The sequence below is a fragment of the Streptomyces sp. NPDC088354 genome (genome assembly GCF_044753585.1).
Classification (GTDB): Bacteria; Actinomycetota; Actinomycetes; order Streptomycetales; family Streptomycetaceae; genus Actinacidiphila.
The window spans coordinates 1-11,620 of sequence record NZ_JBIVNJ010000085.1 but is presented as its reverse complement, the minus strand read 5'-3'; the positions used below and the strand labels follow the sequence as shown (position 1 = coordinate 11,620).

Below are 11,620 nucleotides of genomic sequence, written 5' to 3'. Positions count from 1 at the left end.
CTTCGGACCCCGCCGAGGCACCGACACACCACCAGAAGTACTCATCAAAAATCTAACGACGGACTACCGGCGCAACCACTAGTGTCGTGCGCCAGAAATGGCGAGGCTAAGTCTGTAGTCTGTTGCCATGTCGCCTGGTCCTCGTGCCATGGATGTCCGCCTGTCCGATCAGGAACGCGCGGAGTTGGCCCACTGGGCGAATGGGGCGGTAGTGCCGCGATTCGTGGAGCGGGCTCGCATCGTGCTGGCGTGCGCGGGCGGGGCGGCTAATGCGAGGGTGGCGACGGAGGTTGGTGTGACCGTCGCGACGGTGAGGAAGTGGCGGGGGAAGTTCGCAGCTGAGCGGATGGCCGGCCTCGAGGATGCTGCCCGGATCGGCCGTCCGAAGGCCGATCTGGTGTTGAGCGAGGCCGAACGCACCTAGCTGGTCCAGTGGTCGAGGCGGGCGAAGACTGCGCAGTACTTGGCGCTGCGCGCGAGGATCGTGCTGCGGTGCGCGGAGGGCGGGACCAACAAGCAGGCTGCAGCCGATCTCGGTGTCGATACCTCCACGGTGGATCGCTGGCGAGCCCGTTTCGTCGCCGACCGCCTCGACGGTCTGACTGATGAGCCCCGGCCGGGCCGGCCGCCCTCGATTCTCCTGGACCAGGTCGAAGAGGTGATCATGGCGACTCTGGCATCCACGCCCGGAGCGGACACGCACTGGTCCCGGGCCTCAATGGCGGCCCGGACCGGCTTGTCAAAATCGACGATCGGCAGGATCTGGAAACGCTTCGACCTCAAGCCGCACCTGCAGGACTCCTTCAAGCTCTCCACCGACCCGCAGTTCGTGGACAAGGTCGTCGACGTCGTCGGCCTCTATCACAACCCGCCTGAGCGGGCCGTGGTGTTATGTGTGGACGAGAAGAGCCAGATCCAGGCCCTGGACCGCTCCCAGCCCGTCCTGCCGATGATGCCCGGCATGGCCGAAAGCCGCACGCATGACTACCTGCGGCCCGGCGTCACCAGCCTGTTCGCCGCCTTCAACATCGCCGACGGCACCGTCATCGCAGACCTCCACCGCCGCCACCGGGCAGTGGAGTTCAAGAAGTTCCTCGTCACCATGGACAAGACGGTCCCCGCCGGACTCGACGTGCACCTGGTATGCGACAACTACGCCACCCACAACACCCCCGACATCAAGGCGTGGCTGGGCAAACACCCCCGGTTCCACGTCCACTTCACCCCTACCGGATCGTCCTGGATCAACCAGGTCGAAAGGTGGTTCGGCCTGCTGACCGACAAACTCATCCGCCGCGGCGTCCACACCTCGGTAAAAGCCCTGGAAGACGACATCAGGACCTGCATCGACGGCTGGAACAACAACCCCAGGCCCTTCACCTGGACCAAGACCGCCGACGAAATCCTGAACTCCCTCGCCGACTACCTCAACAAAATCGCGTCTGCACCTGCCAACAACCAGACGGAGACTTAGCCTCGCAATTTCTGGCGCACGACACTAGAAGACGCCGACATCGGATCAGCTACGCATGTCAGCTTACGACTTCGCTACCCGACATCACTGGGATGCCGCACCTGACCTGATCGGCAGCCGACTTGGTAAAATCTGGGAATCACTACCTATTCACGCCTTTTTGTCACTTCGCGTACTTGAGGATGGCCGTTCGGCGGGAAAGGGCTCACCGCAAAGTCTACCGAAATGAATGATCGACGTACCGCACGGTGCACCGAAGTCCTTCTGTAGGGCCGTTGACCCCAAGAGGTGAGCTATGAATAAATTAGATCCAGCAAGGATTGAACCACTGAAGGAGATGGGTTAAATGGGAAACTCTGACGCCTCGCCGGCTCGCGACAATGAAATTGTGGACGCTGCGGTTGAAGAAGCGGATCTCGCAGAGATCGCTGGCGGAACCAACGGTGACGACTGGTCGGGGATCAAGCCCGGCGCTACCGCGCCTGTCTACGCCCCCAAGCCGTAATACTGCGAGCGGGCAATCGTCTTCCAGAAGAAGATTGCCCGCTTGTGACGTAATTTTCGTGCTTCGCCTCGCGGAATACTGGCGCTCGATGCGTGGTGTCTTCATAGCGGGGCGTATATGAGTCGGGTTTCGGTACGGCAGCCGTTGAGGACGTCGTGACGATTTTGGAGTCGATTTAGAACTCCTAATAAAGTGTCCTGGAATCCGCGTGGTTGCGGGGTTGTTGACCGATGCGCGAGAAGGTCAGCAGCCCCCATGGATCGTGGCGGATGAGCTGTGGGCTCGGATCGAGCCGTTGCTGCCGGTTGTGCCACGTCGACCGGATCACCCTGGTCGCAGGCGTCTGGGTGACCGGAAGGTGCTCTCCGGCATCCTGCTCGTGCTCTACACCGGGATTCCGTGGGATTTCCTGCCCCGGGAGATAGGCTTTGGTACGGGGATGACCTGCTGGCGGCGCCTTCGTGACTGGAACGACGCGGGAGTCTGGCAGCGTCTGCACGAGTCGTTGTTGGCCGAGGAAGGCACCGCGGGATGCGGTGATGCGGGCCCGGATGATCGAGCTGAGCTGGTCGGGGCTGCGGGTGCCGGCGATCGCGGTGGAGCTGGGCTGCAGGCAGAAGACGGTCCACTGCTGGCTGCACCGCTTCAACCGCCTGGGCTTGCAGGGACTGGACGATCTGGGCGGGCAGGGCCGCAAACGACGAATCACCGAGCAGGAGCGGTCTAGGATCATTTCCCTGGTCAAGACCGTGCCGCCGGGGCGACTGCGGTGGGAGGCGACGGGGAACTGTGGGCCTTCGACGAGTCAGGGCCGGCTGAGTGGACGCTGGATTCCCCGGCCGCCGCAGCGCGTGCGGCAGGGATCGAAGTGGGCCGCTCACAGGTGAGTTCGCCGCTCTCCACGACCCCGCATCACGCACCTACTACGACCGCTGCCGAGCCCGCGGAAAAACCCACACCCAAGCCCTCCTCCGCCTCGCCCGCCACCGCATCAGCGTCCTGTTCGCCATGCTCCGCGACGGCACCTTCTATCAACCCCGCACCCCACGACTCGCTTGACGAAAAACATAGAGGCCCCCCGCTACCGACCCACCCTGGTCGATCCCTACCGCCTCCGGCCGCACCCATCCCGGCAACAGCAACCTCAAACGGCTCCTCGGGATCGCCGCCATGGTCACGATCAAGAAACAGGACTCCTACCTCGGCGTCTTCTTCCGGCGCCTGGCGGCACGACGCGGCGGCAGACGGGCCCTGGTCGCCGTGATGCACAAACTCGCCATCGCCCTATGGCACGTCCTGCACGACAAACCCACTACCGCGAACTCGGCGCCGACCACTTCACCCGACGCGACCCCGAACGCGCCATGCGCCGCATGCTCAAGGAAGCCAACAGCCTGGGCCTGACCATCCGCTTCGAGCCCATCACCGCTTGGCTATCCTGCCGCCGCCTTCGAGTCGATCCCCAACACCTGACCCGGGCGTTCACCCTATTTTCGCGTCAGTCCCGTATTTCGCTATCTGGCCAGGTGAGATGGCCTCACCCATCGGATAGCCGGGCCCGAAGCTGTTCGAGGGCCCGGGCGGGTGGCCCGGGCGTAGGTGTGACGGCGATGCGGTGCAGGTCCAGCAGACGGTAACCCTTCCGAAATTGAGTTGAGAGGTAGGTGCCGGTGCCGCCCACCAGCCTGGCCAGGAGTGTGCTGGTTATCGCGCTGCCTCGACGCAGGAGGGCTGCCCGGAGACGGTGGTAGTGGTCGAGGCTACTGGTCTGCCGGTGGCGGTAGCTGCGGGGACGGTGAACGCGGCGCTGGAGGGCCAGCGCGTCCCAGTGCGGCTCAGAGACTTCCACCAGGCGTTCGAAGTCGGACCGCGACATGCCGGTCAGAGCCGGATCGCTGAGCATCTCGGTCAGGGCCGGGTCAATCCGCCGGGCGGTCGTCGGCTCCGGTCGCAGTCGGGGTGGGACGGGGCCAGGGTGCAGTCCCAGTCGCCGTGGAACCCGCCGGGCGTGATCGGCAGGGCCTGGAACTCGGCAGCAGTCACTGTTGAAGCCCAGGCGGTAGCTGCCGGTCCAGTGCGGCCCCTACGGTAAGCCCGTTGCGGGTGGTCGTCGCGGCGGGGGCATCGAATGCCGGCGCCCCTCGATGGAGGGCAGAAGGGCAAGACCGATCCCGCCCTACACTCCGAACGACGTCTCTCACCGTCCGGGCGGCCTGTGCAAGCAGGGGTTCGGCATGGGCAGCCGCACTACCCGGTCCGTCGCTCATAGTCCGCTGCGAACGGCTTGAGTAGCGCCTCTGCGGGGTCGCCGCAGAGGCGCCGTGTCTCACTTGCTGAGCCGGTAGGCCCGTTCCACGGTTTGCTGCACCGTGTTGCCCGCCTTGTCAGAGGCTGTGACCCGCAGGGTCACGTATGCCTCGTGGGGCTTGCCGTCCGGGCGTTCAAGGGTCGCGGTGAACCGGTTGTGGCCGCGGTTCTCGACGTGGACCCGTCCCTTCCAGGAGGTGCCGTCGTCGAATGACGCCTCCACCGACAGCTTCACCCCGGTGGGGGTGGCAAGCCCGTCCTGGTTCCTGACGGTCAGATCGATGTCGTGCCGCTTGCCTCCGCCGACCGCGTTCCGTAGGTCGGCCGGGACCGCGTAGTCGACCTGGAGGAGCGGCAGCAGCGTCTTCGCCGTCGTGGTGCCGGAGCGGAAGGTCCAGGACGTGGAAGTACGGGTACCGGTCTCCCAGTCCTGGCTCAGGCGCTCCGTCGTCAAGTCCAAGCGGTAGCGGGCTTCCCCTGCAGGAACCACGAAGTTGCCCCAGGCACTGTCGGCTTCGCTCAGCTTCCTGCCGTCTCGGTAAAGGACTGATGTCACCTTGTCGCCCTGGTAGGTCGCCTCGGCCGCCGCACCAGGCTCTGCGGAGGTCCGCAGACTCCACGGGATGGCAGTGTCCTGGCGGGCCCAGTGGCTGGCCTCCGAGTCGGTGTACTCCGGGATGGCCAGACGGAGAACATCGCCGTCACGGGCCGAGGGACGGTCCCATCCGCGCGGGATCGAGGGCCGTACCACGGCCTTGTACCACTCCTCGTGGGTTTTCTCGCCCGCCTCGAAAGTGCGGGGGGTGTCCCTCAGCCCCGAAACCATCGGCAGTTCCCAGTACACAGGGGTCATGAAGTTGACGTAGTGCTGCCACTGGGTGTCCCCAGAGGTGACGTACTCGGTACGCGTCCCGCCGGTCGGGGCCGGACGCGAGGTCTCCCAAGCGACATCCGCGTAGGGGCGCCAACTGAAGCGCTGCTCACCGTCCCAGGCCAGTGCACCGTTGTCCGCGTAGGACGCCTTCACCCGCGCGGTGTTGCGGTCCGAGACCGTGTACGTCGCGTCCTGCGGGATCTGCTGCGGCCATATCGCCTTGATGTCGTACAGGTAGGGGCTCTTTACCGTCCCGGAGATGTCGATGACGGCCTTGTGCCTCTTCATATGCTGCAGCAGCGCCGCGCCCTGGGCGCCGTCCACCCGGATCACGGGAACGGCGGACCTTGGGGCCGTCGGTTCCCACTGGGTCCACGCCTGGAACCCTTCCGGCAGGACAATCATGATGCCCTTGGCGCCTGCTTTGGCAGCTACCTCGGCGAGGTCGTAACCGTTGCCCGCCGTGTCGTCACGGATGACGGCGATTTTGCCCCGCACAGTACTGGGCCGCAGGTCAGGCTGTTGCTTGGTCCCCGCGTCCACGGCGGTGAGCCGCTCCCCCTCGGCGTCGAAGGGGACTGACGCCGGAAGGTAGTACGGAGTGAGGTCGAAGTCCGCGTCGCGGACCTTGGTGATGAGCTGCGGAGCCGTCATCTCCCAGCGGGAGTTGAACTCGAACTCGCCCTCGGTGACCTTGCGCGTGGGACTCACGTACAGTTCCATCGTCTCGGCGCCCCCGTCGAAAGCGATGGTCTGGTCCAGAACCGTCCCGTCGATCTTCCGGTACATCTCGTACGACAGGTCGTTGCGCCGTACAGCAGGGTTAGGCGTGTGTACGCGCATCAGCTTGGCTGTCCGTGCGTCCAGCCTCACGGTCGTATCGGCGGTGACCTTCACTTCGGGCTGCAGGATCTGTCTGACCCGCGCCCCTGTAGAGGTCCACTCGACTGCGGTGGCGCCGATTTGGTACGTGCCCTCCTCGACCTCGGCGACCGATGGGTCGGAGTCGGAGAACTGGACATCCGCATCCCCTCCGAAGACCTGCAGGAAGTCCCAGTAGATGGGATCGCCGGCGGGACCGTACGAGTCCATGGTGATCTTGTGCACCGGGGCGTGGAGCGACAGGCTGAGGGTCGTGTGGACCGGTTCGCCGGACGAAGAGGTGGCAGTGACGTAGCCGTAGTAGTTGCCGCGACCAGCCTTTGAGGGGTCGAGGCCGATCGGCACCTCTACGCTCGCACCCGGGGCGATCCGGATCGTGTTCGCACCCAGTTTCAGCGCCTGCGCAGGCAGCTTCTTTCCACCGGCAAGGGTCGCCAATTCGGCATGCAGGCTCAGCGAGACCTCGCTCCGGGAGTGGTTCGTGTAGCGGATCACCCCCGCCCGCTCCACGGGAGATCCGTCCAAGCCATAGTTGCCCAGGGTGATCGACCCCGTGGCAGTGACAGGGCCGAACATCGCCGCCTTCACGTCGACACGGCCGCCACCCTGCTCGGTCGGCACCTGACCCGGCACCGTATGAGAGGTGCTGACAAGCGCGTCCTTGAGCTGTTCGGCTCCCCATTCGGGGTGCTGACCGGCCAGAAGCGCCGCCGCGCCCGTCACATGAGGCGTGGCCATCGAGGTGCCGTCCGCCGCAGTGTAGTACTGGTCGATGGGCGTTCCCATGCTGGTGCCCGCGGCACGCGCCGCGACAATTCCGACCCCGGGAGCCGTGATGTCCGGCTTCACCGCGTGGTCGCCATAACGCGGGCCGCGGCTCGAAAAGTAGGCCAGCGAGTCATCGCGGTCGACGGCACCAACAGTCAGGGCGGCGTCTGCCGCGCCCGGCGTACCGATCGTCGTGGCGCCCTGCTCGCCACTATTGCCTGCGGCAACGACGAAGAGCGCCCCGCTGCTTCGGGAGATCTCATTGACCGCCTGGCTCATGGGGTCGGTGCCGTCGGTCTCCATGTCGGCGCCCAGGCTCATGTTCACCACCCTGGCGCCTTGCGCCGCGGCCCACTCCATGCCTTCGATGACCTGTGACTCGCTGCCGGAGCCGTCGTCCCCGAGCACCTTGCCGATCAGCAGGTCTGCGCTGGGCGCGACGCCTTTGCGGAGACCATTCGAGGCATTGCCGCTGCCACCGACCGTGGCGGCAACGTGTGTACCGTGACCGAAGTGATCCTCGGTCGAACCGCTACCGGAGAAGTCTTTTGCCTCGAAGACACGGCCTGCGAGATCGGGATGTGTCTGGTCGGCGCCCGTGTCCAGGACCGCGACCTTGACACCCTTGCCGACGTATCCGGCAGCCCATGCGGCCGGCGCGTTGATCTGGCCGGTGCTGCGGTCCAGCGTGGGACGCACCTTGTGGTCCACCCAAATCTTGGGCGTCGCGGCCGTGGCCGCGATCGAGGAGTGCCCTGCGGGTGCGAGCTGCTTCCAGAAGGCCGCTAGGTCCCGGTCGGCCACCCGCAGTGATTGCGCATCGATACTGGTCAGCCGCAGCGGTTCTGATGTGGCTTCTTGGAACCTCAAGAGCCTATCCACCCGCTCGGACGCCGCGCGGGCCGTACCTTCAGGCGGGGACACAATCAGCGGAAGAGCATCGGAATGCGCTTCGTCGTATCCCTGAGCAATAAGGGCCGTGACGTCGAACAGTCTCGCGTCCAGCCTCTCCGTCCGCACCAGCGCTGCCGCGTCGGAGGGAAGAACGGTCAGTGCACCGTCCCGCTCGGTGATCTGGAAGAAGACCTTCTCGCGCCCCGGTGCGCGCTGCACAGAAGCAACCCTTTTGCCGTTTGGCGCGTCGCTGACAGTGACCCGGTCACCGGTGATCAACCGCACGGTGGCCGTACGCTCGAGTGACGCCGACGAGGGTGTGGCACCACCCTGGGGAGACCGGGCCCCGGCCGGCACCGCAACCCCCGCCACGATAGTCGCCGACATCGATATAGCCGCCCAGAGGCGGATCCGTCTCATATGTATCGCTGGCCCTTTCACGCAGCCCCGTGTTCAACTTCCCGAAATAATCGCTGAATGGGCTCCGTCCGTCACAAATTTCGAATGGCGTTCCTGCGACATGTCGCAGGAACGCCATTCGGTTCTCGACGCGAGCCGAGCAAAGGGGCGATGGGACGATCCCGTAGTGCCGCTGCGCGGGAGCGGCCGACTGCGCTCCAGCAAGGTTGTCGAGATCGGACAACACATGCAGTGTCCTGGCGCACCAGGCAAGTCGCGGTTTGGCGGTGGGTCCGGTCGGTGATAGTCAAGCTGAGCGTCTGAAATTCCAGTTCACTGCCCCTTCTTGAGGATCACATCGGTCCAAAATGCCTTCACTTCGTCAAAGATCGCAGCACTGAGGAGTCACAGCGGGACTCGCCCTGCCTCTTGGGGCAGGTCTGGCGCCTTCCGACAAGATCCTTGCCACCGGTCAAGCCACTCTCTCGTTGCACGGAATGGGCGAGTCAACACCAAGCCGCGAGAAAAGGCATAGCCATTCAAATGCTTGGCACTCAGATTCAATTCTTTAGCGGTGCGTACCTGGTTTGGTCATCGCTCGCGAAGTGATCGCTGGGGCGGGCAGCCCGAGGGCTATTCATCGCCCCGTCTCCTCGCAGCGCCGGCAACGTTCAGCATCGTGTGAGCACGCGCCTCGGAGAGTTGCGGCACTGAGCGGCCCGAGAGAGCCGGCGGGGGCGGCAGGAAGCGGGGACGGCGGTCGGCGGGACCTCGCCGGGGACGCGCCGTGCGCAGACGCTGGCGGCCCGCGGCCGACACAGAGCGACTCGGTGAGCCACATGAGGGTCTGGGCTCTCTCGCGCAAAGCGGTCATGGACCGCACATCACGCGGGACGACCGGGACGCCGACAGCGGGCGGCAGCCGTGAATCGGTGGCGTCACCCGTGGGCCGGAGTCCGCGCAGGATCCGCGCGACAACGTTCCCGGTCGAACCGTCTCTCCTGCCGGCACGGCCAGAACGGGCCGAAGTCGCTGCGAACCCGGCCCCGTGCCGCTGAGGCTGGCCACGGGATCCGCTGAACCGCCTCCACTGCCCGTACTGAACCTGCAACAGTGCCTCGGCGACGATCCGAAGCCATGGCGGGCGATTCCCGGTGCGATGGATCCTCGGATCTCGAAGTTTAGCCCGATTTCAGCTGAATCGGCCGCGCCTGGGATGCATCAATAAGCTGCTGGGCACTCTCCTACTGCAATTATGGCACCTGCATGCAATCCCGTAGGTGCCAGCTCCTGATTTCATGGTCATATCACGAGACTGTGGGTGGGGATCTCGGCAGAACAGGCCGATATATCCACCCGATCCACCCTAGGTCAGTCTTCATGTGAAAAGCCGTGGCACTCCTGCCCCCCATGGGGGTGCCACGGTTCAACTCTGGAACGCGCGTATGATGTTTCCAGGCGGGGCCTTGGCTCTCGGTACGCACAACCATCGCCGAGGTCCCGCTTTTCCTAGGAAATCTCATGGCCGCCATAGGTTTCACAATTGCGTGACGCCTTTTGTCGACCCGAAATTTTTGCAACCGTTCCAGGGGCGGCCCCGCCCCTGCGGCGTCTCGCGCAGTTTCTGTGTACCCCTTTCTCGCCCGGCAGGCTCTGGCGACCGATCCCCACACCCTGTCCGCTGTCCTCTCTGACCTGAGCGCAGCCTCGGGGTGGGCGCTGCGGTAGCCGTAGGTGCTGTGTGAGGCGACGTGCACTCCCGGATCAGCCCGGTCAGCCACTCCTGTCGCAGCTGCCGCGATGTGGACGAGGTGCGCTTGTGTCTGTCGTAGTTCTGCCGGGCGACGCCGAGGATCCGGCAGCATCGGTCGACTGGTGCCCCGGCACGACGAGACGGTCGATCACCGGGTTGATCCTTTTGGGGCCGGCTTGCCCTCGCCGAGGAACTTGGCAACCTTGTGGACGACCGCGAGCTCGGTTTCCAGCCCCGGATTCGTCGCCGCGCCGCTCGCCGCTCAGCGGAATCCTCCGAGAGGATGCCAGGACGCCGGCCGTTGTCAACGTCGTCCTGCCGCAACCACTTCGACAACGGGACCGAATGGATGCCGAGGTCAACCGCGGTCTGCTTCAGCTCTCTTCCTGCCCCCCAAACGCAACGGCGTGGGCACGGAACTCGGCGGGGTAGGCGCGAGGCAAGTCCGGCAGCCTTTCGTGAAGGCCGTCAGTTAGCCAGCAGAACTGCAACCTGAGAGGTGGGGCAGGTCACCCGATCGTGCAGCAGACCCCATCACGAAAATCTGGCTGAGCCTATCGAGAAACCAGCCACGTCTTCGAAAACCAGCCGGGCCCCAAGGGCTGACGCGGTGTCTCTTTCAACGGCCGCGAGTTCTTGCGCCACCTGGCCTGGTTGCCTTCCAGCGCCCTCGCCGCCCACCGCGCTGAGGCTACCTCTTGACCTGGCGCCAGGGGACGGCTCGGGTGAGCCGAGCCGCTGCACCTCAACATTGGGGTGATGTCCGACATTGCGAGATTCAAAGGGCACCGAAAACCACTGAGTCTCTTGGCCTGGGACACGGTTCGGCCGTCCATACATAGCTGCCCCCACCCTCCTGCGCCATCGAAATTTCCGCGATACCAATAAGCCACCAAACGGCGTCTTTCTCATCAGTCACCGATGAGACACCAGAAGAAATACGCGTTCCCCTGCCTTGTTCTCCAGTAATCAACCGGGACGGGAATCCAAGTTTTCCGCGGTTGCCCTGAGTCGATTTCCGTAATAGCGCGGAGAGGATGCCGCCAGAATGCGGAAGGGATTTTTTATCGAGCATTGCGGTGTGATATTTTCGATGCCGCGCCGACTTACAAATCATGCGAATCATCGAACGGCCTGTGCTCGACGGTCAGCCAAATTCCCACTTCCAACGCCACGCAATGGGCAGAAGAACACCGCGGCCGTGACCATCGTGGACGAGGGGCAGGTGACCAAGGTGGCCGTAAGGCCGGCGCGAACCGCCGCCGACGACGCCCTTGACCGACCACATCAGCCGCACACTCAGTGAGCAGGCGACCCGTTACGGCCTGCGCCGGAGTGGGGAATTACTTGACCGCTGACAATGTGGAACCAAGGTTCCCCAAGCCGCACCATGCTTGTGTACAACGAGCCATGCCCATCCCGCACCTAGGGTGCGACGGCCGTCCGGACGGCGGTCCGCCCCGCCGCGGAGCGGTAGCAGGGCGGACACGTCCGGGACGTCGGCGGGGCGGCCTACTTAAGGAAGCCGACGTTCTCGTAGCTCAGGTCCTGGAAACCTGAGGCGCCGATGTTGGCCAGGTTGCTCTTGGCCGCGAAAATTTCGGGGCGCTGGTACAGCGGCAGTAGGTTGGCCTGCTGCCAGATCAGCACGTCGGCCGCGTTGGCGTCGGTGATGGCCTGGGTCGTGTCGGTGTCGGCGGCGGCCTTGTTCATCGCCGCGTCGAGCTCGTCGCTGCCGATGCCGGTGTAGTTCTGCTGGATGTT

General features: G+C 64.8%; 4 protein-coding genes and 4 pseudogenes. 6 read left to right on the top strand and 2 right to left on the bottom strand.

From position 1 onward, the window contains the following. Nucleotides 1-148: 148 nt before the first annotated feature. The 6 genes and pseudogenes from ACIP98_RS40965 (at nt 149) to ACIP98_RS40940 (ending at nt 3,383) form a co-directional block, all read left to right on the top strand. Nucleotides 149-1,474 (top strand): annotated as a pseudogene (locus tag ACIP98_RS40965) (IS630 family transposase). A gap of 346 nt (nt 1,475-1,820) precedes the next feature. Beyond that, complete coding sequence (locus ACIP98_RS40960; RefSeq protein WP_401981761.1) at nt 1,821-1,979, top strand: hypothetical protein; 159 nt, start codon at nt 1,821-1,823, stop codon at nt 1,977-1,979. A 223-nt stretch (nt 1,980-2,202) separates the two neighbouring features. Then, nucleotides 2,203-2,487 (top strand): annotated as a pseudogene (locus ACIP98_RS40955) (transposase); the annotation flags it as partial. A gap of 43 nt (nt 2,488-2,530) precedes the next feature. Further along, entirely contained in the window at nt 2,531-2,866 is a 336-nt protein-coding gene (locus ACIP98_RS40950; protein ID WP_401981760.1) for a helix-turn-helix domain-containing protein, read from the top strand. A gap of 1 nt (nt 2,867) precedes the next feature. Further along, nucleotides 2,868-3,038: pseudogene (locus ACIP98_RS40945) on the top strand (IS110 family transposase); the annotation flags it as partial. Nucleotides 3,039-3,149: 111 nt separating this feature from the next. Continuing rightward, entirely contained in the window at nt 3,150-3,383 is a 234-nt protein-coding gene (locus tag ACIP98_RS40940; RefSeq protein ID WP_401981757.1) for a hypothetical protein, read from the top strand. Between the two features lie 922 nt (nt 3,384-4,305). Here ACIP98_RS40940 and ACIP98_RS40935 read toward each other — a convergent pair. After that, complete coding sequence (locus ACIP98_RS40935) at nt 4,306-7,989, bottom strand: S8 family serine peptidase (protein WP_401981754.1); 3,684 nt, start codon at nt 7,987-7,989, stop codon at nt 4,306-4,308. Between the two features lie 3,379 nt (nt 7,990-11,368). Continuing rightward, nucleotides 11,369-11,620: pseudogene (locus ACIP98_RS40930) on the bottom strand (ABC transporter family substrate-binding protein); the annotation flags it as partial.